Source organism: Bradyrhizobium sp. FW305-F6 (genome assembly GCF_058782905.1).
This window is the reverse complement of the sequence record NZ_JBYSYD010000004.1, coordinates 275,421-298,137: the sequence shown is the minus strand read 5'-3', so window position 1 is coordinate 298,137 and position 22,717 is coordinate 275,421. Positions and strand designations below refer to the sequence as shown.

The following is a 22,717-nucleotide window of genomic DNA, read 5'->3' as shown; positions in this document are numbered from 1 at the left end:
CCTCTTGCCAGGGCCGGCGCCGCGACGAAATGTTCCGCGGCGGCGCTGGATACGGCTAGGCGTACCGCCCGTGGCAGTGCTTGTACTTCTTGCCGCTACCGCACGGGCAATCCTCGTTGCGGCCGATCTTGCCCCAGCTGGCGGGGTTCTTTGGATCGCGCAGCGACGCGTCGGTGGCCTGGGTGCCGAGCGAGACGCTGGCGAGCGCCATCTCGTCTTCGCCGGTATTCGGATCGAACTTGTGCGCTTCCATGGGCGGCAGCACGGGGGCTTCCTGCTCCGGCGGCACGATCTCGACCCGCATCAGCTGGGCCGTGACGGCCTCGCGCAGATGAGCGCTCATCTCCTGGAAGAGGTTGAAGGCTTCGGTCTTGTATTCCTGCAACGGATCGCGCTGGCCGTAGCCGCGCAGGCCGATGACCTGGCGCAGATGGTCGAGCATGATCAGGTGCTCGCGCCAGAGATGGTCGAGCGTCTGCAACAGGATGGTCTTCTCGACGTAGCGCATCACGTCGGGACCCCATTGCGCAACCTTGGCGGCCATGTGCTCGTCGGCCTTGGTCTCGATGCGCGAGAGCAGCTCCTCGTCGGCGATGCCCTCTTCCTTGGCCCATTCGTCGACCGGCAGGTCGAGACCGAGCACGCGGTTCAATTCGTCCTTGAGCCCGGCGACGTCCCACTGCTCGGCATAGGCATGCTCGGGCACGTGCTTGGCGACGAGGTCGTCGATGAAGGCATGGCGCATGTCGGCGACGGTCTCGGCCACGCTCTCGTCCTTCATCAGCTCGATGCGCTGATCGAAGATCACCTTGCGCTGGTCGTTCTGGACGTTGTCGAACTTGAGCAGGTTCTTGCGGATGTCGAAGTTGCGGGCTTCGACCTTCTGCTGCGCCTTCTCGAGCGCCTTGTTGATCCAGGGATGGATGATGGCCTCGCCCTCCTGCAGGCCGAGACGCTGCAGCATGCTGTCGAGACGGTCCGAGCCGAAGATGCGCATCAGATCGTCTTCCAGCGACAGGAAGAACTTCGAGCGGCCGGGGTCGCCCTGACGGCCGGAACGGCCGCGCAGCTGGTTGTCGATGCGGCGGGATTCGTGGCGCTCGGAGCCGATGATGTAGAGGCCGCCGGGCTTCTTCACGGTCTTGGCGGGCTTGCTTCCCTTCGCCGGCTCGATCTCGACTGTCTCCTCGGCCTTCAGCACGATGTCGCGGAAGTGGGCGATATCGGCCTTGATCTGCTCGATCTTGCTGGCCTTCTCCGCTTCGTCCTCGATGCCTGCGGTCTCCTGCTGGAGGCGCATCTCGAGCGAGCCGCCGAGCTTGATGTCGGTGCCGCGGCCGGCCATGTTGGTCGCGATCGTGATCGCGCCGGGCACGCCGGCTTCGGCGACGATGTAAGCTTCCTGCTCGTGGAAGCGCGCGTTCAGCACCGCGAACAGCTTGGCCGGCTTGCCTGCGCGGGCGGCGGCATAGAGCTTGTCGAGCGCGTTCTCCTTGCCGAAATCGATCTGCTTGTAGCCGTTCTTCTTGAGGAATTCGGCGAGCACTTCCGACTTCTCGATCGAGGCGGTGCCGACCAGTACCGGCTGCAGCCGCGAATTGGCGCGCTCAATCTCGGCGAGGATGGCGCGGTATTTTTCCTGCTGGGTGCGATAGACCTCGTCGTCCTCGTCGAGGCGCGCGATCGACAGATTGGTCGGGATCTCAACGACCTCGAGCTTGTAGATGTCGAACAATTCGTCCGCTTCGGTCGCGGCCGTGCCGGTCATGCCGGCCAGCTTCTCGTACATGCGGAAGTAGTTCTGGAAGGTGATCGAGGCCAGCGTCTGGTTCTCAGGCTGGACCTGGACGTGCTCCTTGGCTTCGAGCGCCTGGTGCAGGCCTTCCGAATAGCGGCGGCCCGGCATCATGCGTCCGGTGAACTCGTCGATGATGACGACCTCGTTGTCGCGGACGATGTAGTCCTTGTCGCGGGTGAACAGCGTGTGGGCGCGCAGCGCCTGGTTGATGTGATGCACGACGGAGACGTTCTCGACGTCGTAGAGCGACTCGCCCTTGAGCTGGCCGGCATCGCGCAGCAGCGTCTCGATCTTCTCCATGCCGCCTTCGGTCAGCGTCACCGTGCGCTGCTTCTCGTCGACCTCGTAATCGGTCTTGTCGAGCTTGGGCAGGAAGCCGTCGATGGTGTTGTAGAAATCGGAGCGGTCGTCGAGCGGGCCGGAGATGATCAGCGGCGTGCGCGCTTCGTCGATCAGGATGGAGTCGACCTCGTCGACGATGGCGAAGAAGTGCGGCCGCTGGACCATGTCCTCGAGCCGGTACTTCATGTTGTCGCGCAGATAGTCGAAGCCGTATTCGTTGTTGGTGCCGTAGGTGATGTCGCAGGCGTAGGCCGCCTTGCGCTCGGCATCGTCGAGGCCGTGGACGATCACGCCGGTGGTCATACCGAGGAAGCCGTAGATCTGGCCCATCCAGCCGGAGTCGCGGCGGGCGAGATAGTCGTTCACGGTGACGACGTGGACGCCCTTGCCGGCGAGCGCGTTGAGATAGACCGCCAGCGTCGCGACCAGCGTCTTGCCTTCGCCGGTCTTCATCTCGGCGATGTCGCCCTCGTGCAGCACCATGCCGCCGATCAGCTGGACGTCGAAATGGCGCTGGCCGAGCGTGCGCTTGGCGGCCTCGCGCACGGTGGCGAAGGCGGGCACCAGGAGGTCGTCGAGCGTCTTGCCGTTGGCGAGCTGCTGCTTGAATTCCGCAGTGCGGGCCTTGAGCGCCTCGTCGGAGAGCTTCGACACCTCCGGCTCCAGCGCGTTGATCGCGTTGACGCGGGACTGATATCCCTTCACCCGCCGGTCGTTGGCGGAGCCGAAAAACTTGCGGGCGAGCGCGCCGATCATGCCTGGTTCCTGTGTTCGCGATTTAACCGCGTTGGCCTAAGAAAGTTGTCACCCGCCTGGCTATCAACTCACCGTGACGCTTCGCGGCGTCAGAGCCCGGACTGCGGGGGTCATCCGCCATATGGGTGGGAATTGGGCTAGTCTGGGTTCAACGGCCAAAAACGCAGCAAAATAAACGCCATCGCCATGGTCGCGACCGGCCAGAGATATGGCCCGGTCAGGGCCTTGTCAACGGCGGGCGCATTGCGGCTAATTCATCATTTTGACAGACTTTTCGCGTTGCCAAGCCCCCCTGAATTGGGCGAGTGTCCGCCCGCTTCGAGCAGCCCCCTGCTTCAACATAAGGATTTTTCATGACCACCTCGTTCCCGGTAACCACCGGCCAGCGCTTCCGCCATGCGTCCGCCCTGGCTGGGAGCCTCGCTCTGGCGCTGTCCCTGGCGTTCGCGGGCCCGCTCCGGGCCGCCGATGATCCGGTGCTGGCGAAGGTCAATGGTGCTGAAATCAAGAAGAGCGACGTCGCCATGGCCGAGGAGGAACTCGGGGCAAGCCTCGCCCAGATGGACCCGGCGACCAAGGACGAGAACGTCCTGTCCTTCCTGATCGACATGAAGATCGTCGGCAAGGCTGCCGAAGACAAGAAGATCGCGGACAACGAGGAGTTCAAGAAGCGCCTGGCATTCGCCCGCAACCGGCTTCTGATGGACAGCCTGCTCGCCAGCGAGGGCAAGGCCGCGACCACCCCGGAGGCCATGAAGAAAGTCTATGAGGAGGCCGCCAAGCAGATCACCGGCGAGCAGGAGGTGCGCGCCCGCCACATCCTGGTCGAGACCGAGGACGAGGCCAAGGCGGTAAAGGCCGAGCTCGACAAGGGCGCCGATTTCGCCGAGCTGGCCAAGAAGAAATCCAAGGATCCGGGCTCGGCCGACGGCGGCGACCTCGGCTTCTTCACCAAGGAGCAGATGGTGCCGGAATTCTCGACGGTCGCCTTCGCGCTGGAGCCGGGCAAGATCTCCGATCCCGTGAAGTCGCAATTCGGCTGGCACATCATCAAGGTCGAGGAAAAGCGCAGCCGCAAGGCGCCCGATTTCGAGCAGGTCAAGGCCCAGATCGAGCAATACGTGACCCGCAAGGCCCAGGCCGAGTATGTCGCCAAGCTCCGCACCGAGGCCAAGGTCGAGCGGCTGGATCAGCCCGCAGCCGACGCCAAGCCGGCCGACGCGGCCAAGCCGTCCGACAGCAAGATGGCGCCGCCCGCAAAGAAGTAAGACCGCGAAGACGTAAGAATTCGCTGTCACTTGGCGGACGCCGAGAGTATCTAACGTCGCAATGGCCGGGAATCCCCCGGCCATCTGCATGTCCAGACCCCACCAAGGCGCCCGCGATGTCCTCCTCAGTCTCTCCCCTCGCCCCGAAAACCGTCCCAGACATGCCCGTGATCGCGGGCGTCCGTCTGGCGACGGCCGAAGCCGGCATCCGCTACAAGAACCGCACCGACGTTCTGCTGGCGGTGATGGACAAGGGCACCGCCGTCGCCGGCGTCTTCACCAAATCGAAGTGCCCTTCGGCCCCGGTGGAATGGTGCCGCGCCAAGCTGAACGGCGGTAAGGCGCGCGCACTCGTGGTCAATTCCGGCAATGCCAATGCCTTCACCGGCAAGACCGGCCGCGCCTCCACCGCACTGACCGCGAAGATCGCGGCCAAGGCGGTCGGCTGCAGCGAGGGTGAGATCTTCCTGGCGTCGACCGGCGTGATCGGCGAGCCGCTGGACGCAACCAAGTTCGACGGCGTGCTCGGCCGCCTCGCCGGGACCGCCGAGCCCGGCGACTATCTCGCCGCGGCCAAGGCGATCATGACGACTGACACCTTCCCGAAGGTCGCGACCGCGACCGTCCGGCTCGGCAAGGCGAAGGTCACCATCAATGGCATGGCCAAGGGTGCCGGCATGATCGCGCCCGACATGGCGACCATGCTGTCCTTCATCTTCACCGATGCGCCGATCGCGCCGGCGGCCTTGCAGGCGCTGCTCAAGAGCGGCGTCGAGGACACGTTCAACGCCGTGACGATCGACGGCGACACCTCGACCTCCGATACGCTGCTGGCATTCGCCACCGGCGCTGCCGCCGCGCATGGTGCGCCGAAGATCAGCCGCGCCAGCGATCCGCGCCTGAAGGCGTTCGTCAAGGCTTTCAACCAGGTGCTGGCCAATCTGGCCGAGCAGGTGGCGCGCGACGGCGAAGGCGCCCGCAAGCTGGTCGAGATCACCGTCGAGGGCGCCAAGACCAAGGCCTCGGCGCGCAGAATCGCGATGTCGATCGCCAACTCGCCTCTGGTGAAGACCGCGATCGCGGGCGAGGACGCCAATTGGGGCCGCGTGGTGATGGCAGTCGGCAAGGCCGGCGAGCCCGCCGACCGCGACAAGCTCTCGATCTCGTTCAACGGCATCCGCGTCGCCAAGAAAGGCGCGCGCGACCCCGACTATAACGAAGCGCAGGTGTCGGAAGCAATGAAGGCGCCGGAGATCGCGATTCTGGTCTCGCTCGGCCTCGGCAAGGGCCGCGACCGCGTGCTGACCTGCGACCTCACCAAGGAATATGTCGCGATCAACGGGGATTACAGGTCCTGATCGGATGGCGGAACTGAGGCTCACCCTCGTCGTGGCCTGCGCGCTGGTCGACGCCGACAAGCGCGTCCTGATCGCGCAGCGCCCCGAGGGCAAGGCGCTGGCTGGCCTTTGGGAATTTCCCGGCGGCAAGCTGGAGCCCGGCGAGCGGCCCGAGCAGTGCCTGATCCGCGAGCTGCATGAGGAGCTCGGCATCACCGTGGCCGAGCCGTGCCTGGCGCCGCTGACCTTCGCCAGCTACGGCTATGAGACCTTCCACCTCCTGATGCCGCTGTATGTCTGCCGGCGCTGGGAAGGGATGGTGGCGCCGCGCGAGGGCCAGAACCTCGCCTGGGTCCGCGCCAACAAGCTGCGCGACTATCCGATGCCGCCGGCGGACATTCCCCTGATCCCGCATCTGATCGATTTGTTGATGTGACGATGCCCTTGCATCGTCATTCCAGGACGCGCGAGAGCGTGAACTGTGGTGCGCATCGCCCCGGAATGACGTTGGAAACGCCTACGTGTCCCCCGCCTTCCTCACCGCCTCCGCAAGGCTCGCCTTCGCCGACCCCGGCTTCAGCGGCTGCTGCTGGCTCGCATGCGGAGCCCAGCCCGAGAGCCAGATGATGTCGAATGTCGCTCGGATGCGGCCGTCGGCATCGGCGAAGCGCTCGGCGTAGATTTCGGCCATGCGCAGCAACGTCGCGCGCCGCGGCGGCATTCGCCGCCGCTCGATCAGCACGTTCGAAGCGCCCATGCGGCGGAGATCCTGCATCAAGGCGAATGCATTGGCATAGCGCACCACGACGCGATCGACGTCGGTGACCGGCAGCGCGAAGCCGGCCCGCTGCAGCAGCGCGCCGATGTCGCGAAGATCGGCAAACGGCGCCACGCGCGGCGACACGCCGCCCTCGCATTCGGCTTCCGCCGCGGCAAAGGCCTGCCGCAGCTCGGTCAGGCTGTCGCCGCCGATCATCGCTGCGAGCAGCAGGCCGTCGGGCTTCAGCGCCCGCCGGATTTGCGCGAGCACGCCCGGCAGGTCGTTGACGAATTGCAGGGCCAGCGCCGAGACGACGAGATCGAAGCTTTCGGGCGCGAAGGGAAGTGTCTCCAAGCCCACTGCGTCGAGTTCAATGAGTTCGATGGAGGGAAGCCGCGTGCGCAGCGCTGCGAGCCCGTCGCCGGGCGTCCAGAGATCGGCCGGTGCCTGGAACTCGCGCATCACCGCCGCCAGCCGGTCGGACATGTCCTCGGCGACCCGATCGAGCAGGAAGGTCACCGCCCCTTGTTTTTGCGCGCGCTGCTGCCGCGCATGCAGCAAGGCGCGATCGAACAGGGCGGGCGGAGTTTGCGAGGTCTGAGCCATGCGATTGGTTACGCTGATCAGGTTGGGCATGGCAATCGCTCTCGTGTCCCGAACGCTCGGCAGCTGCTGGGTTGTGCCCGGAGCACGAGATGAATGGCTTGAGCAATCCATGGTGCAACGCTAGCCTTCCCTCATGGAAGCTGAGACGACCCCCAACCGTTCCTTCGCCGCTCCCCTGCTTGCGGCGTGGAAGGTTGGTCGCCATGTGGTGTCGCGCACCGCGCGGCTCGCGCTCGACATTGCGCTGCCGACTCAGTGCGTGTCCTGCCAAGAGCCGGTGGATGGCGAGGGCGTTTGCGCGGCGTGCTGGGCGCGGCTGTCGTTCATCGAGCGGCCCTATTGCCCGAGGCTCGGCATCCCCTTCGTCTATGACCCCGGCCCCGACATGCTGTCGATGGAGGCGATCGCGAGCCCGCCGGCCTACCAGCGTGCCCGCGCGGCGGTGCGCTATGACGACGTCGCGCGCACGCTGGTGCATGCGCTGAAGTATCAGGACCGCACCGATCTGGCGCCAGCCATGGGCCGCTGGATGGCGCGCGCGGGCGGCGAGTTGCTGAAGGAGGCCGACATGCTGGTGCCGGTGCCCCTGTATTGGCGGCGGGCCTGGCGGCGCCGCTACAACCAGTCCGGTGCGCTGGCGCGTGTCATCGAACGGCAGAGCGGGGTCGAAGCGCGGGGCGACGTGCTGCTGCGGGTGCGTGCGACCGAGCAGCAGATCGGGCTGTCGCGGGCCCAGCGCGCTACCAATGTGCAGGGCGCATTCCAGGTATCTCCCGACCGTCAGGCCGAGGTTCAGGGCCGGCGCATTATCCTGATCGACGATGTCCTGACGTCAGGGGCCACGCTGGATGCCTGCGCGCGGGTCCTGCTCCGGGCCAAGGCGGCCCAAGTCGACGTGCTGGTCTTTGCCCGGGTTGTCGAGAGCGGCTCCCGTCCCATATAATTCAACGAATTCATGACATGAGAGCGCCAGACGAATGACCGCTGCTGTCGAGATCTACACCAGGCCGGGCTGCGGCTATTGTTCCGCCGCCAAGTCGCTGCTGGCCCGCAAGAAGGTGACCTTCACCGAATTCGATGTCGCCAAGAACCCGTCCTGGCGCGAGGAGATGTACGGCCGTGCCGGCCAGGGTTCGACCTTCCCGCAGATCTGGATCGGCGGGACACATGTCGGCGGCTGCGACGACCTCTACGCGCTCGATCGCGAAGGCAAGCTCGACGGCATGCTCGACGGCGTGAAGGCCAGCTCATGAGCGAGGACCGCACGTTCACGGCCGCCATGGTGCAGATGCGCACCGGTCTGATGCCGGGGCCAAGCCTCGAACAGGCCACCAAGCTGATCCGGCAGGCTGCGGCCAAAGGCGCCGACTACGTGCAGACGCCCGAGGTCAGCAACATGATGCAGCTGAACCGCAAGGCCTTGTTCGAGCATCTGCAGAGCGAGGAGGACGACGCCTCGCTGAAGGCCTACCGGGCGCTCGCGGCGGAGCTGAAGATCCACCTCCATGTCGGCTCGCTGGCACTGCGCTTTTCGCCGGAGAAGGCGGTCAACCGCTCCTTCCTGATCGGGCCCGAGGGCAATGTGCTCGCGAGCTACGACAAGATCCACATGTTCGACATCGAGCTGCCGGATGGCGAGAGCTATCGCGAATCCGCCAATTACCAGCCCGGCGAGACCGCCGTGATCTCAGACCTGCCCTGGGGCCGCGTGGGCTTGACGATCTGCTACGATGTGCGCTTTCCCGCGCTCTATCGCGCGCTCGCCGAAAGCGGCGCCTACTTCATCACGGTGCCGTCCGCTTTCACCCGCAAGACCGGCGAAGCGCATTGGCACGTGCTGCTGCGGGCGCGTGCGATCGAGACCGGCTGCTTCATTCTCGCCGCGGCCCAGGCCGGCCTGCACGAGAACAAGCGCGAGACCTATGGCCACTCGCTGATCATCGATCCCTGGGGCGAGATCCTCGCCGAGGGCGATGTCGAGCCCGGCATCATCATGGCCAAGATCGATCCGGCCAAGGTCGAGTCGGCCCGCCGGGCCATCCCGTCGCTCCAGCACGGCCGCCGCTTCGGTGTTTCAGATCCCAAGGCGGGGCCGGACCATCTGCACCTGGTTCGGGGCTCGGCATGATCCGCTACGCGCTTCGTTGCGACCGGAACCACGAGTTCGAGAGCTGGTTCCAGAGCTCGTCTGCCTATGATTCGCAGGTGAAGCGCAAGCTCGTGACCTGTCCAATCTGCGGCTCGGCCAAGGTCGAGAAGGCAATCATGGCCCCCCGCATCGTCGGCAAGAAGGGCCGTGGCCGCGCAGCCCCGCCGCCCGAGCCCGTGGCGGCCGCGGCGCCCGACGCTGCGCCCTCGGGTCCGACCTCGCTGCTGATGGCGCAGGAGCGGGAGCTGCGCGCCAAGCTGAAAGAGCTGCGAGACCATATCGTCAAGAACGCCGACAATGTCGGTGAGCGTTTTGCCAATGAAGCCCGCGCCATGCATTACGGCGACAAGGAGCACCGTCCGATCTATGGCGAGGCCTCGCCGGAAGAGGCGAAGTCGCTGATCGAGGAAGGCATCGAGGTCTCGCCGCTGCCGGCGCTACCGGAAGACAGGAACTAGACCTTCGCCACCTTCGTCATGGCCGGGCATGACGACGGTTGAGGCAATTGACTAAGCCCCCACCAGCAGCGCGACGCCTGCCACGATCAGCGCGATGCCGAGAAGCTCGCGCGGCGCGATCGGCTGCTTGAAGGAGTAGTAGGCAACGCCTTGTGCGAACAGCACCTCGATCAAGGCGAGCGTACGGACATTGGCGGCTGCCGTCAGCGCGAAGGCCAGGAACCAGAACTGCGAGGCGAAGGCGCCCGTAAAGCCGGCGAGCATCGAGGGCCGCCATAGGCGGAGGATGCCCCGCAACACGTCCGGCGCGCGCAGCAGCAGATAGATCGTCAGCACCAGCGTCTGCACGAACAGGCCGAGCACCAGCGTGACCGACGCCGCGGTGACGAAGGAGACATCAGGTACATTGAGGATGGCGCCGCGGAAGCCGACCGCGGAGAGCGCAAACGCCGCAGCGGCGACGAGGCCCGTGATGGTCGGCTTCAATTCCGCGAAGCTCTTCTCGCCGCCCGGGCGCAGCGCGGTGATGACGACGCCGACGGTGGCGATCACGATCGCGAGCACTTTCAGCCAGGTCAGGTGATCGCTGAGGAAGACGAAGCCGAAGATCGCGGTCTGGATCGCTTCGGTCTTGAGATATGCCGTCGTCACGACGAAAGAGCGGTCGTTCATCGCAAGCAGCATCAGCCCGGTCGCGACGATCTGGCTGAGCGCCCCCAACAGCAGCCACGGCCAGAACACGGCAGGCGGCCGGCTGAGAGGATCGCCGGTCGCAGCCAGCACCAGGCCCAGGAACAGCAGCGAGAACGGAAAGCCGAACAGGAAGCGGATGTTGGTCGCGCCCCAGGTCCCCAGCGGCTTCGTCAACGACCGCTGCATCGCGTTGCGCGCGACCTGCCCGAGCGCGGCAACAATGGTGAAGGGAATCCAGAGGCTGGCGATGGTGAGCATCGGGGCGGAGGGGTGGGGGAAGACCGAAGATTTCAGCCAACCTGCCGCCGCCCGCGAAGCACGTCAATCACGCGGACGTCATGGGTGCGATGCTCTCGCAACGAACTCGGTGCCGGCGCCTGCAAAACGCAAGGGCGGCGCCGGATTGGCCGTGTGTCCGGCTCAGGCCGCGGTTGCCGGCCGCAGCTGGGTCGCAATCATGCGTTCCAGCGTCTCGACGGACTGGAAATTCTCCGGCGTGATCTCGGATTGCGGGATCGTGAAGTCGAACTCGGCCTCGACGCCGAGCATCAGATTGACCATGTCCATCGAAGTCAGGCCGACATCGACGAGCTTGGCCGAAGGGGTGACGTCTGCGGCGAGCGAATTCTGTTCGAGGATGCCCTTCACCAGCTTGGTGATGCGGTTGCGCAAATCGTTATGGAAGGCCTGCATCGGCAATCATTCCCATCTTGTCTATCGGAGCGGACCGGACTGCCGGCTACGATGGGCACGGGCCGCCGCTCCTGCAATGGGCGGCAGCAATACTTCGCGTTTCTTAGTAAACGATGACTCGGATTGTCTGAATTCGGCTTTTTCCAAAATCCTAACGCGATGCCGGAAAACCGGGTGCTGCAAACAACCGGGCTTTAACTGTTAGTCCGGAATTCGGGTTTGTTTACCCTCTATTTCATCGACGAATTTGAATTAAATCCGTAGCCTCGTCTCACAAGCAAAGAGGACCGGAGGATCGCCGGCGGCATCGCGAATGATGCCGGCGATCTCGAACGGCAAACCGGAGGCGGACGAGCATGAACGTGCGTGAAGCAGTCCTCACTGTCGACGAAATGCAGGCGAGCTTTCTCGAACAGGGCCCCTCCCTGATCGAGCGCGCCGCACGGACCGCTGCGGCGGCCGCGGCCGACGCAGAGGAGGTCGATCGCGACGCACGCTTCCCGCACCGGGCGTTCGACGTCGCGCGTGAGCAGAAACTGCTTGGCGTGATGATACCGGTCGAGTTCGGCGGCTTTGGCGCCTCGATCCATGACGTCACCGACATCTGCTACACGCTCGGACGCGCCTGCGCCTCGACCGCGATGATCTATGCGATGCACCAGACCAAGGTCGCCTGCGTCGTCAGGCATGGCCATGGCATTCCCTGGATGGAAACCATGATGCGCCGGGTCGCGCGCGACCAGTGGCTGCTCGCCTCCTCCACCACAGAGGGCCAGAACGGCGGCAACATCCGCGCCAGCGCCGCCGCAGTCGATCATGCCGGCGACACCGTCTCGCTGGTGCGCGACGCCACCGTGATCTCCTACGGTGCCGAGGCCGACGGCCTCGTCACCATCGCCCGCCGCGCCACCGATGCCGCTGCCTCCGACCAGGTCCTGCTGGCCCTCGCCAAGGACGATTATTCGCTGAAGCGGACGCTGGGTTGGGAAACGCTCGGCATGCGCGGCACCTGCTCGACCGGTTTCGAGCTGAAGGTCGACTGCCCCGCCGACCGCGTCTTCCCGGAAGCCTACGACAAGATCCACGCCCAGACCATGACGCCGTTCGCGCATCTGTGCTGGTCGTCGGCCTGGGCCGGCATCGCCGCGGCGGCCGTGACCCGCGCGCAGGCCTTCATCCGCAAGGCAGCGCGCTCGTCCGGCGGTCAGATGCCGCCGGCTGCGGCGCACTTCACCGCCGCCAAGATGTCGCTTGCCAAGCTGCGCGCGCTGATCGCCGCCAATATCGATGCTTTCGCCCGTGTCGAGCATGACGAGCGTGCGCTCGGCTCGCTCGACTTCCAGTCGTCGATCACGCTTCTGAAGGTGCAGGCTTCCGAGCTCGCGGTCGAGACCGTGATGCATGCGATGCGCACCACGGGTCTTTCCGGCTACCGCAACGACGGCGAGTTCACCATGGGCCGTCACCTGCGCGACGTGCTGTCGTCGCCGATCATGATCAACAACGACCGCATCCTGCTCAACGCCGCGACATCGACGCTGATGAGCGGGGTGCCGACGAGCCTTCGCGACTGACGACCGACGTGCCTTCGACGTGCATTGGCGACTGAATCAACAAGAACAATTTTCGAGATAGCAGGACATCGAATCATGAATATTGCCGTCCTCCCCGAATCGCCCGCGACCGCGCCGCAGCAGATCGATCCGCTCGATCATCTCGCCGACCGGCTATTCCACCGCATGGGCGCCGACGGCGTCTATGCCCGCACCGCGCTCTATGAGGGAATTGTCGAGCGGCTTGCCGCGTTGATCACCAGCCATCGCGAAGCCGGCACCGAGGTGATGCGCTTCCCGCCGGTGATGAGCCGCGCGCAGCTGGAGAAATCCGGCTACCTCAAGAGCTTTCCGAACCTGCTCGGCTGCGTCTGCGGCCTGCACGGCACCGAGCGCGAGATCAACGCCGCGGTGAGCCGTTTCGATGCCGGCGGCGACTGGACCACCTCGCTCTCGCCGGCCGATCTCGTGCTGTCGCCGGCCGCCTGCTATCCGGTCTACCCGATCGCAGCGAGCCGTGGCCAATTGCCGAAGGGCGGCCTGCGCTTCGACGTTGCCGCCGATTGCTTCCGCCGCGAGCCGTCGAAGCATCTCGACCGGCTGCAATCGTTCCGCATGCGCGAATATGTCTGCATCGGCACGGCTGACGACGTCGCCGATTTCCGCGAGCGCTGGATGGTGCGGGCGCAGGCGATCGCGCGCGACCTCGGCCTCACCTTCCGCGTCGACTATGCCAGCGACCCCTTCTTCGGCCGCGTCGGCCAGATGAAGGCGGTCAGCCAGAAGCAGCAGCAGCTCAAGTTCGAGCTCCTGATTCCGCTGCGCTCCGAGGAGCAGCCGACCGCCTGCATGAGCTTCAACTATCATCGCGAGCATTTCGGCACGACCTGGGACATTCAGGACGCCAACGGCGAGCCGGCCCATACCGGCTGCGTCGCCTTCGGCATGGATCGGCTCGCGGTCGCCATGTTCCACACCCACGGCACCGATCTCTCCGCCTGGCCCGCCAAGGTGCGGGACGTCCTGGGCCTGCAGCCGCCTGTCGCGGCCGAGGCCCATGGCGAAGGCTGGCGCTAGAGCATGATCCGGAAAAGTGCGAAGCGGTCTTCCGAAAAGATCATGCTGAAACGATAGACACCACGAGGCCGACCATTTCCACGGGCAAGACGAACGTGATCCACACCAAGGTCCGATGCCGCGAGATCACGGAGTCCGACGTCGACAAGATCGCGGACTTGCTGACGCGCGGCTTCGTCGGCCGATCACGCGACTACTGGATTCAGGGCCTGCGCCGGCAGGCCTTCCGAGCCGTGCCGGAGGGCTATCCGCGCTTCGGCTACATGCTCGACGACGATGGCACGCCGGTCGGCGTGCTGCTCCTGATCTACACGGCACGCAAGGAGGGCGAAGAGACCGTCATCCGGTGCAATCTGTCGAGCTGGTACGTCGACCCGGCCTATCGCAACTACGCCCCGCTGCTGACCAAGATCGCGCAGCGGCACAAGGACGTCACTTACTTCAACATCAGCCCGGCGCCGTGGACCTGGCCGATCATCGAGACGCAGGGTTTTCGCGACTATTGCCGCGGCCTATTCTTTTCGGTCCCTGCGTTGGCGCGGCCACCGCGCCGGAGCGAGATCGAGGTCATTCCGCCGCACGCCAAGGAGATCAAGGGGCTTTCCGAAGCGGAGACCGAGCTGTTGGCACGCCATGCGCGCTACAACTGCCTCAGCCTCGTGTGCCGCACGCCGAAGGGAACATTCCCCTTCATCCTGCAACCGGTGCGTATCCGCCGCGGCTTCATCGCGCCCCCCGCCATGAAGCTGATCTATTGCCGGAATGCCGCCGAATATGCCGAATGCGCCGGCCGCATCGGCCGGTTGCTGCTACGGCTTGGCAAGATCGCGGTTGCTGTGGACGCCAACGGTCCGATTCCGGGCCTCGTCGGCATCTACACCGAGCGGCGCGGCCGCAAATATTTCAGGGGGCCGCATGAGCCACGGCTCGGCGATCTCACGGACACGGAACTCGTGTTGTACGGGCCGTAGCGCAACGTTCGGCTCCATAGCCCGCATGAGCGTAGCGACATGCGGGGACGCCCGTCCCGGATATCGCTGCGCTCATCCGGGCTACGGCCTATCGCCTTGTCAGAACGCCATTTACGGGCGCTCTCCCCGTCGCCGGTCACCGTCCGTAAACTACGGCGCTTAAGGGAATTTTCCGGCCTCTTCGCTACCCTCGGCGGCTGCACTAGGTTGCGTCGAGTCTGTTGCCTGCCGAGGTCCCGCCGACCCCATGATGTCGCCCCCCGACAACGAGCTTGGTACGGGCCGTGAGCAGGACGCGGATGCCCTGGTCGCGCTGAGCCAGCTTGCGCTCGACCACATGGAGCAGGGTGTCTGCGTCTACGGCGTCGACAATCGCATCATGCTGGTCAATCAGCGTTACCTCTCCTTCTTCGATATGTCGGCCGAGGTCGTGCGGGTCGGTACGAAGTACCGTGAGGTGCTCGCTCACAGTGCGAGTCGGGGCAACTTTCCGGAAAGCGAGCTGGACGCGCTGTATTCAGCACGCATCGCACAGATCGCAGGGGGCAAGCCGTTCCGGACCGAGCAGCGGCTGGCGAACGGCGTCGTCATGTCCCTCGATCTGAAGCCGCTCCCCGGCGGCGGCTGGATGACGATCTGCGACGACGTCACCCGCCTCGCCCGGCTCGAGGCGGAATTGCACGTGCAGACCGAGCGCAGCCAGCATGCGCTCGCCAACATGTCGCACGGCCTCATCATGTACGACGCCGAGAGCCGCGTCGTCCTCTGCAACGAGCGTTTCCTCAAGCTCTATGATCTCGATCCCGAGGTCGTGAAGCCGGGCATCCCGCACAGCACGGTGATCGAGCACTGGATGTCGCGCGGCAACCTCCCCGGCATGCCCAGCGACGAGTTCGTCGCGAGCCGGCTGGAAGATGTGCGCAGGGGGAAATCGAAGTCCCTGCTGGTGATGCGCTATGACGGACGGATGGTGCAGGCGGTCTCCCGCTTCCTGCCGGACGGCGGCTGGGTCACGGTGCACGAGGACGTCACGGAGCAGCTGCAACATGAAGAAACGTTGAGGCAGCAGAACTTCATCCTCGATGCTGCCCTGGAGAACATGGCGCACGGGCTCGCCTTCTACGACAGCGACATGCGGCTTCGGGTCTGCAACACCACCTATCGCAAGATCTACCGGCTATCGCCGGAGGAGACCAGGCCAGGGACGCATCTCGCCGAGCTGATCGAACGTTCGATGGCGAACGGCGCGTACGCTGCGGAATACAGCGCCGGGCAAATCCTCGAATCCGCCCGCGCGCGGATCGCAACTTGCGATTCCTCGCCGATGCGCCGGCGCATGTCGAACGGCACCGTGATCTCGGTACGCTATTGCGCGCTGCCCGATGGCGGCTTCGTCGCCACCTACGAGGACATCACCGAGCGGGAACATGCGATCGAGCAGCTCAGTGAACAGTACCGCCGCTTCGACGCGGCGTTGAACAACATGAGCCAGGGGCTCTGCATGCTCGATGCGAGCCTGCGCGTGATCGTCTGCAATCGCCGCTATATCGAGATGTACGGCCTTTCGCCGGACATCGTGAAGCCCGGCGTCTCGATGCGCGAGATCATGGAGCACAGCTGCGAGCTCGGCAATCATCCCAACATCACGGGCGCCCGGCTCTATGCCGACTACGTCGAGCGGCTGCGCGAGGGCGAGCACACGTTGCACCGGCACCTGAACGACGGCCGCATCATCAAGCTCAACCACAAGCGGATGGAGCACGGCGGCTGGGTCGTCACCTACGAAGACGTGACCGAACGCCACAAGGCCCAGGCACGCGTCGCGCACATGGCGCAGCACGATTCGCTGACCGACCTGCCCAATCGCACGCTGTTCCGCGAGAAGATGAGCGAGGGACTGAACCAGGTCGCGGTCGCCGGCGGCGCCATGGCCGTGCTGTGCTTCGACCTCGACAATTTCAAGACCGTCAACGACCGCCTCGGCCACGCCGCAGGCGACCGCCTGCTGCGCTGGGTCGCAGAGCGCCTCAAGGAGAATGTCGGCGAGCACGACACCGTCGCGCGGCTCGGCGGCGACGAGTTCGCCGTTCTCCAGCGCGGACCGCAGCCGCAAGCGGCCGAGGAACTTGCCCGCCGCCTCGTCGACGTCATCGGCCATCCCCCGCCGCTGGAAGGCCAGTCGGTCCATGTCGGCGTCTCCGTCGGTATCGCGATCGCACCCGATCACGGGCTCGACGCCGACGAGCTGATGAAATGCGCCGACCTCGCGCTGTACCAGGCCAAGGCCAGGGGGCGCGGCGCATATCAGCTGTTCGAGCCCGAGATGGAGGAGCAGGCGCGCAGCCGGCACGCGCTGGAGCAGGATCTGGCCGGCGCGCTCGAACGACGTGAATTCCACCTGGTGTTTCAACCGCAGATGCGGCTCGATTCTTTCGCTCTCACCGGCTTCGAGGCACTGCTGCGCTGGAAGCATCCCTCGCGCGGGCTGGTCTCTCCGGCCGAGTTCATTCCGATTGCCGAGGAGAACGGGCTGATCGTTCCGATCGGCGAATGGGTGCTGCGCACGGCCTGCGCAGCCGCCGCGGCCTGGCCCGATGTCACCGTCGCGGTGAACCTGTCGCCCGTGCAATTCCGCTTCCGCGGACTGGTAGCGATGGTGACGAGCGCACTTGCGCAAGCCGGACTGCCCCCTCAACGGCTCGAGCTCGAGGTCACCGAGACGGCGCTGCTCGACGACAGCGAAGCGACGGTCGAGATCCTGCACCAACTCCGCGCGCTGGGCGTGCGGGTCAGCCTCGACGATTTTGGCGTCGGCTATTCTTCGCTGAGCTACTTGCGCAAGTTTCCGTTCGACCGCATCAAGATCGACCGTTCCTTCGTCGGCACGCTCGGCGAAAGCCCGGAGAGCGTCGCCATCGTCCGCACCATCGCAAGCCTCGGCTCCGTGCTCGGCGTCGAGACCACGGCGGAGGGGGTGGAAACCGAGGAGCAGCTCGACTTCGTCCGCGAGTGCGGCTGCACCGCCGTGCAGGGCTATTATTTCGGCAAGCCGTGCCTCGCATCCGAGGTCGACCGCACCATCGAGGCGCTGAACATGGTCCGGCGGGTGGCCTGACGGCTGCAGCTCAAATTCCGCCCCTCGGCACGCGGCCGCACGACGAATTGTCGCATTGGCCGCCTCCGCGGGAATTGCCCGACCGCCCGCGGCCCGCGCAACGCGCTTTTCTTCTGGCTCGATTTAAGAAACAATCGCCCCACAAGAATGAGAGACGGCGGCCCCAAGGACGCCGCCGAAAGGGAGGCGTTTTCGATGTCGGGATACGGGCTGAAGACGATTGCATTTGCCGCGCTGCATGCAGTCATGGGCGCATTGCTCTCCACGGCCGTCTATGCGCAGGACTATCCCACCAAGCCGATCACGTTGATCGTGCCGTGGCCGGCCGGCGGCTCGACCGATATCTCGATGCGCGCGATCGCCGACAGCGCCTCGAAGGTGCTGGGGCAGCCGATCGTGATCGACAACAAGGCCGGCGGCGGCGGGACGGTCGGACCGGCGACGATGGCGGCGGCGGCGAAGCCGGACGGCTACACCATCTCGCAGATCCCCATCACGGTGTTTCGCCTTCCACTGATGCAGGAGGTGTCGTGGGATCCGGCGAAGGATTTCACCTACATCGTCCATCTCACCGGCTACACCTTCGGCGTCACGACCAGTGCGGAGTCGCAATTCAAGAGCTGGAAGGACGTGGTCGAGTTCGCCAAGGCGAACCCGGGCAAGGTGACCTATGCCACGCCGGGCGCCGGAACCTCGCTGCATGTCGGAATGGAGCAGATTGCGGGAATGGCCGGAATCAAGCTGACCCAGGTGCCCTTCAAGGGCGGCGCGGAGACCAATGCCGCCGTGCTCGGTCAGCACACCATGCTTCAAGCTGACTCCACGGGTTGGCGGCCGCTGGTCGACGCCGGCAAGCTGCGGCTCCTGATGGTGTGGACCGGCGCACGCTCGCCGAACTATCCCGATGTGCCGACGCTGAAGGAGCTCGGCTATCCCATGGTCTATGATTCTCCGTTCGGCATAGCCGGCCCGAAGGGGATGGATCCCAAGATCGTCGCCAAGCTCCACGATGCCTTCAAGAAGGCGGTCGAGGACCCTGCGGTGATCGCCACCCTCGCCAAGTACGACATGGTGCCGAACTACAAGAACACCGAGGACTACAAGAAATTTGTCGTCGAGGTCACCGAGTCCGAGCGCAAGGTGATCAACACGCTTGGGCTGGCGAAGAAGTAAAACCGCGCCGCTTGTGTCCCGGACGCGCTGCGGCGTGCAACGCTGCTGCGCAGAGCCGGAACTCATCTTCTTTGCCCACACCCATGGGCCCCGGCTCTGCAGCGCATCAGTCCTGATGCGCTGCGTTCGGGGCACGAGAGAGAATCGATGCACGACCCAACCAACGTCAAACTCCGCCTCAGCAACTCCGAGCTCTGGGGCGGGCTGATCGGGCTTGCACTCGGCGGATTCGTGATCTGGTCGGGGTTGAAGCTCAGGCTCGGCACCATCAACGATCCCGGGTCCGGCTACGTGCTGTTCTACACGGGCATCCTGATGTGCGTGCTCGCAGGCGCCATCATCGTCTCGGCGATCACGGAGGGTGGGCCGACGCTGGCCTCACGCTGGGAGAACGTACGCTTGAGCAAACCGCTCCTCCTCATCGCCTGCCTCATCGCATTCTCCCTCGCCCTCGAGCCGCTGGGCTTCCTGCTGTCGTCGATTCCGTTGATGCTGCTGCTGTTACGCTTGATCGATCCCGTGCGCTGGACGCTGGCGATTCCGATCGCAGTGCTGGCGCCATCGGGAATGTGGTGGGTGCTCAAGCGGCTGCTGTTGATCCAGCTGCCCTCCGGCCTGTTCGGGATCGGCTGAGCCATGGATACGCTCGTCAATGTCGCCCATGGGTTCGGCGTCGCGCTGCTGCCGGTCAACCTGCTCTATTGCTTCATCGGCGTCTTCATCGGCACGCTGGTCGGCGTGCTGCCGGGGATCGGGCCGATCTCGGCGATGTCGCTGCTGTTGCCGGTGACGCTGTCGGGCACGCCGGAATCCGGCATCATCATGATGGCCGGCATCTATTACGGCTCGATGTATGGCGGCTCGACCACGTCGATCCTGGTCAACATCCCAGGCGAGGCTGCCTCTGTCGTCACCTGCATCGACGGCCACCAGATGGCCAAACAGGGCCGCGCCGGTCCCGCGCTCGGCATCTCCGCTTTCGGCTCGTTCGCCGCCGGCACGTTCGCGCTGATCGCCTTGATGCTGGTGGCGCCGAAGCTCGCCAGCGTCGCGATCGCGTTCGGCCCGGCCGAGTATTTCAGCCTGATGGTGCTCGGCCTCGTCGTGCTCACCTTTCTCACCCAGGGCTCGATGCCGAAAGCGCTGCTGATGGCGTGCGTCGGTGTCGTGCTCGGGCTGGTCGGGCTCGACAGCATCACCGCACAGCCGCGGCTGACTTTCGGCCGCATGGAGCTGATCGACGGCATCGGCCTCGTGCCCGTGGTGATGGGCCTGTTCGGTGTCGCCGAGGTGCTGCTCAACACCGAGCAGGCCATCAAGCGCGACATCATCAACGCCAGGATCACCCATCTCCTGCCTAGCAAAGAGGACTGGAAGGCGAGCGCAGGCCCGGTCGGCCGCGGCACCATCCTCGGCTTCTTCCTCGGCATCCTGCCCGGCGGCGGCGCGGTGGTGGCGTCGTTCGCCTCCTACGCGCTGGAGAAGCGGCTGTCGAAGACGCCCGAGCGTTTCGGCCATGGTGCGATCGAAGGCGTCGCCGGGCCGGAATCGGCGAACAATGCCGCGGCGGGCGGCGCCTTCATTCCGCTGATGACGCTCGGCATCCCGCCGAACGTGGTGATGGCGCTGCTGTTAGGCGCCTTCGTCATTCACGGCCTGCAGCCGGGACCGTTGCTGATCACGCAGAACCCCGGCCTGTTCTGGGGCATCGTCGCCAGCATGTATATCGGCAACGTCATGCTGCTGATCCTGAACCTGCCGATGATCGGCATGTGGGTGCAATTGCTCAAGCTGCCCTACAACGTGCTGTTTCCCCTGATCATCCTGTTCACGATCATCGGCGTCTACTGCTCCAGCAACAACGTGTTCGACGTCCACGTCATGATCGCGTTCGGGATCATCGGCTATTTCATGCGCAAGCTCGGCTACGAGCCGGCACCTTTGGTGCTCGCCTTCGTGCTGGGGCCGATGATGGAGAACAACTTACGCAAGTCGCTGATCCTGTCGCAGGGCGATCTCTGGACCTTCGTGCAGCGCCCGATCTCGGGCGTGTGTCTCGTCTTCGCGCTGGTGCTGCTGATCGCGCCGCTGCTGCCGTCGCTGCGCAAGAAGCGCGAGCTGGTGGCGCTGGACGAGGGCGCGTGAGGAGATCTCGTAGGGTGGGCAAAGCGAAGCGTGCCCACGATCGGCATCCATCACAGAGGAACGGTGGGCACGGCGCAAGTGCGCCTTTGCCCACCCTACAGCATCTCAGCTCGCCGCAGGCAGCGCGCTGTCCGACGGCACGTCCCACGGCCGCTCGGCCGATGCCAAGCCGATCAGGCGGCCCTGGATGTAGTCGCAGCCCCACTCGCGCAGCATGCCTGCGGCTTCGTCGTCCTGCACCCATTCGGCGACGGTCTTGATCTCGAGGCGGCGGGCGAGATCGATCAGGGTCTGCACGAAAGCGCGGTCGTCGGCGGAACGGGTGATGTTCTGCACGAAGGCGCCGTCGATCTTGACGATGTCCACGCCGAGCTTGCGCAGGTTCCGGAACGAGGTGTAGCCGGCGCCGAAATCGTCGATGGCGATCCGGCTGCCGAAATTCTTCAGCCGCGTGACGAAGCCGCGTACGTCGTCGATGTCCTGGATCGCGACCGTCTCGGTGATCTCGATGATCAGCCGCTCGGCGACGCCGGGATGCGCCAGCATCAGCGATTCGATCCCCGCCCACCAGTCCGGATCCATGGTCGTATCGGGCGAGATGTTGAGGCTGAGGCAGATTTCGGGGGCAGCGGCGAGCTCGGCGACCACGAGCTCGAGCACGCGGTGGTCGACCAGGCGGATCAGGCCGAGCCGTTCGGCCACCGGAACGATGTCGGGCGCGAGCAGCACCTGGCCGCCGCCCTGGTCCATCCGCACCAGGCATTCATGGAAAGCGCGCTCGCGCGAGGCCGCCGAGACCACCGGCTCATAGGCGAGCCTGATGCGGCGCTCGTTGAGCGCGGTGACGATCTCGTCGGTGACGCGGATGTTGACCCGGCGCTGCGCGTCACGCGCGGCATCCGGGCGCCAGGCCGCGAACGAGCCGGCGCGGCGGCGCTTGGCAGCGTCCAGCGTCTCATGGGCGCGGTTGACGGCCTCGTCGGTGGTGCGGGCGTAGCGCGGCAGGCTGACCGCGCCGATCGACGCGGTGACCGAGACCGGGCCGGATTTGGTCGGCACCACCTCGTCGCGGATGCCGGCAAGGAAGCGCTCGGCAGCGACGTTCATGTCGTCAACGGTGCAGTTCTTGAGGATCAGGCCGAACTTGTTGCCGGAGAAGCGCCCGAGCACGTCGCCGCCGCGCAGCCGCGCGCGGATCCGCTTGGCGACGTCGAGGATCACGGCATCGGCAACGTCGAAGCCGAAGGCGTCGTTGACGCGGGCGAGATGATCGATGCCGACCAGCATGAAAGCCGCGGTCGAGCGGAAACGGGCCGTCTCCTCGATCGCCTCGGCGAGCGCTGCGATCAGATGCGAGCGGTTCAGCTCACCCGTCAGCGGGTCAAGCCGGGCCAGCTTCGCCAGCTCCTCGTCGCGGGCGTGGCGTTCATTGTTGATGCGCACGGAGCCGATCGCGCGCACGGGGCGGCCGTCGGGACCAGCGAACCAGCGGCCGGTCTCCTCGATCCAGACCACGGGATCGGAGGCACTCATGCGGACGCCGTACTCGACCCGGTAGGGCGTGCCGTCGGCGCCGTGCACGGGGGACGTTTGCGCCAGCGCCCCCGTCCGCAGCGACTGCGCGGGCTCGATCAGCTTGGCGAATTCGGCGCCGGTCGCGAGCCGCTCGGCGGGAATCCCGGGAAAGATGCTGGCGGCCTGCTCCCCCCAGACCATGACGTCGCTGGCGAGGTCCCAGGCGAACACGGCCTGGCCGAGCGCGGCCAGGATGTCGGAGGCTTGCGGCAATGCAGGGGTCAAAATCGCCTCGTTTCGGGACAGTG

At 65.5% G+C, this 22,717-nt stretch carries 19 protein-coding genes; 14 read left to right on the top strand and 5 right to left on the bottom strand.

Annotated elements, in window-relative coordinates:
• Window positions 1–55: 55 nt before the first annotated feature.
• Window positions 56–2,896 (bottom strand): preprotein translocase subunit SecA, encoded by a 2,841-nt coding sequence (gene secA / locus AC3WLX_RS25895; RefSeq protein ID WP_492338069.1) that lies wholly within the window; start codon window positions 2,894–2,896, stop codon window positions 56–58.
• Between the two features lie 353 nt (window positions 2,897–3,249).
• Here secA and AC3WLX_RS25890 point away from each other — a divergent pair, with 353 nt between their 5' ends.
• From AC3WLX_RS25890 to AC3WLX_RS25880, 3 genes are all read left to right on the top strand, one after another.
• Entirely contained in the window at window positions 3,250–4,164 is a 915-nt protein-coding gene (locus AC3WLX_RS25890) for a peptidylprolyl isomerase (RefSeq protein WP_492338068.1), read from the top strand.
• Window positions 4,165–4,280: 116 nt separating this feature from the next.
• Entirely contained in the window at window positions 4,281–5,522 is a 1,242-nt protein-coding gene (gene argJ, locus AC3WLX_RS25885) for a bifunctional glutamate N-acetyltransferase/amino-acid acetyltransferase ArgJ (protein ID WP_492338067.1), read from the top strand.
• Window positions 5,523–5,526: 4 nt separating this feature from the next.
• A complete protein-coding gene (locus tag AC3WLX_RS25880; RefSeq protein ID WP_492338066.1) occupies window positions 5,527–5,937 on the top strand; it encodes a (deoxy)nucleoside triphosphate pyrophosphohydrolase in 411 nt (136 codons plus the stop codon).
• Window positions 5,938–6,018: 81 nt separating this feature from the next.
• Here the strand turns inward: AC3WLX_RS25880 and AC3WLX_RS25875 are convergent, their stop codons facing one another.
• Window positions 6,019–6,897 (bottom strand): methyltransferase domain-containing protein, encoded by an 879-nt coding sequence (locus AC3WLX_RS25875; protein ID WP_492338065.1) that lies wholly within the window; start codon window positions 6,895–6,897, stop codon window positions 6,019–6,021.
• Window positions 6,898–7,000: 103 nt separating this feature from the next.
• Between AC3WLX_RS25875 and AC3WLX_RS25870 the strand changes: the two genes are divergently transcribed.
• From AC3WLX_RS25870 to AC3WLX_RS25855, 4 genes are read left to right on the top strand one after another with little or no spacing between them, the layout of a single operon-like run.
• Complete coding sequence (locus tag AC3WLX_RS25870; protein WP_492338064.1) at window positions 7,001–7,810, top strand: ComF family protein; 810 nt, start codon at window positions 7,001–7,003, stop codon at window positions 7,808–7,810.
• Between the two features lie 34 nt (window positions 7,811–7,844).
• The gene (grxC, locus tag AC3WLX_RS25865; RefSeq protein ID WP_492338063.1) at window positions 7,845–8,120 is read left to right on the top strand and encodes a glutaredoxin 3; all 276 of its coding nucleotides are present in this window, start codon (window positions 7,845–7,847) and stop codon (window positions 8,118–8,120) included.
• A complete protein-coding gene (locus AC3WLX_RS25860; protein ID WP_291624286.1) occupies window positions 8,117–8,995 on the top strand; it encodes a carbon-nitrogen hydrolase family protein in 879 nt (292 codons plus the stop codon). Before grxC ends, AC3WLX_RS25860 begins: the two co-directional genes overlap by 4 nt.
• Window positions 8,992–9,474, top strand: coding sequence for a DUF1178 family protein (locus AC3WLX_RS25855; RefSeq protein WP_291624287.1), 483 nt, complete (start codon window positions 8,992–8,994; stop codon window positions 9,472–9,474). The genes AC3WLX_RS25860 and AC3WLX_RS25855 overlap by 4 nt, the downstream gene beginning before the upstream one ends.
• 51 nt (window positions 9,475–9,525) lie before the next feature.
• On the opposite strand, the gene AC3WLX_RS25850 is transcribed toward AC3WLX_RS25855, so the two are convergent.
• On the bottom strand, window positions 9,526–10,425 hold the full coding sequence (locus AC3WLX_RS25850; RefSeq protein ID WP_492338062.1) for an EamA family transporter: 900 nt from the start codon (window positions 10,423–10,425) through the stop codon (window positions 9,526–9,528).
• A 162-nt stretch (window positions 10,426–10,587) separates the two neighbouring features.
• On the bottom strand, window positions 10,588–10,860 hold the full coding sequence (locus tag AC3WLX_RS25845) for a phosphopantetheine-binding protein (RefSeq protein ID WP_492338061.1): 273 nt from the start codon (window positions 10,858–10,860) through the stop codon (window positions 10,588–10,590).
• A 356-nt stretch (window positions 10,861–11,216) separates the two neighbouring features.
• Here AC3WLX_RS25845 and AC3WLX_RS25840 point away from each other — a divergent pair, with 356 nt between their 5' ends.
• From AC3WLX_RS25840 to AC3WLX_RS25810, 7 genes are all read left to right on the top strand, one after another.
• Complete coding sequence (locus AC3WLX_RS25840; RefSeq protein ID WP_492338060.1) at window positions 11,217–12,434, top strand: acyl-CoA dehydrogenase family protein; 1,218 nt, start codon at window positions 11,217–11,219, stop codon at window positions 12,432–12,434.
• Between the two features lie 75 nt (window positions 12,435–12,509).
• Window positions 12,510–13,490 carry an amino acid--[acyl-carrier-protein] ligase gene (locus tag AC3WLX_RS25835; protein ID WP_492338059.1) on the top strand — a complete coding sequence of 327 codons (981 nt, stop codon included), beginning with the start codon at window positions 12,510–12,512 and terminating at the stop codon, window positions 13,488–13,490.
• 95 nt (window positions 13,491–13,585) lie between these two features.
• Complete coding sequence (locus AC3WLX_RS25830) at window positions 13,586–14,461, top strand: GNAT family N-acetyltransferase (RefSeq protein WP_492338058.1); 876 nt, start codon at window positions 13,586–13,588, stop codon at window positions 14,459–14,461.
• A 250-nt stretch (window positions 14,462–14,711) separates the two neighbouring features.
• Window positions 14,712–17,576, top strand: coding sequence for a PAS-domain containing protein (locus AC3WLX_RS25825; protein WP_492338057.1), 2,865 nt, complete (start codon window positions 14,712–14,714; stop codon window positions 17,574–17,576).
• Between the two features lie 195 nt (window positions 17,577–17,771).
• The gene (locus AC3WLX_RS25820; protein ID WP_492338056.1) at window positions 17,772–18,749 is read left to right on the top strand and encodes a tripartite tricarboxylate transporter substrate binding protein; all 978 of its coding nucleotides are present in this window, start codon (window positions 17,772–17,774) and stop codon (window positions 18,747–18,749) included.
• 147 nt (window positions 18,750–18,896) lie between these two features.
• On the top strand, window positions 18,897–19,382 hold the full coding sequence (locus AC3WLX_RS25815; RefSeq protein WP_492338055.1) for a tripartite tricarboxylate transporter TctB family protein: 486 nt from the start codon (window positions 18,897–18,899) through the stop codon (window positions 19,380–19,382).
• A 3-nt stretch (window positions 19,383–19,385) separates the two neighbouring features.
• Window positions 19,386–20,894 carry a tripartite tricarboxylate transporter permease gene (locus AC3WLX_RS25810; RefSeq protein ID WP_492338054.1) on the top strand — a complete coding sequence of 503 codons (1,509 nt, stop codon included), beginning with the start codon at window positions 19,386–19,388 and terminating at the stop codon, window positions 20,892–20,894.
• A gap of 105 nt (window positions 20,895–20,999) precedes the next feature.
• Here the strand turns inward: AC3WLX_RS25810 and AC3WLX_RS25805 are convergent, their stop codons facing one another.
• Entirely contained in the window at window positions 21,000–22,694 is a 1,695-nt protein-coding gene (locus AC3WLX_RS25805; protein WP_492338053.1) for an EAL domain-containing protein, read from the bottom strand.
• Between the last annotated feature and the right edge of the window lie 23 nt (window positions 22,695–22,717).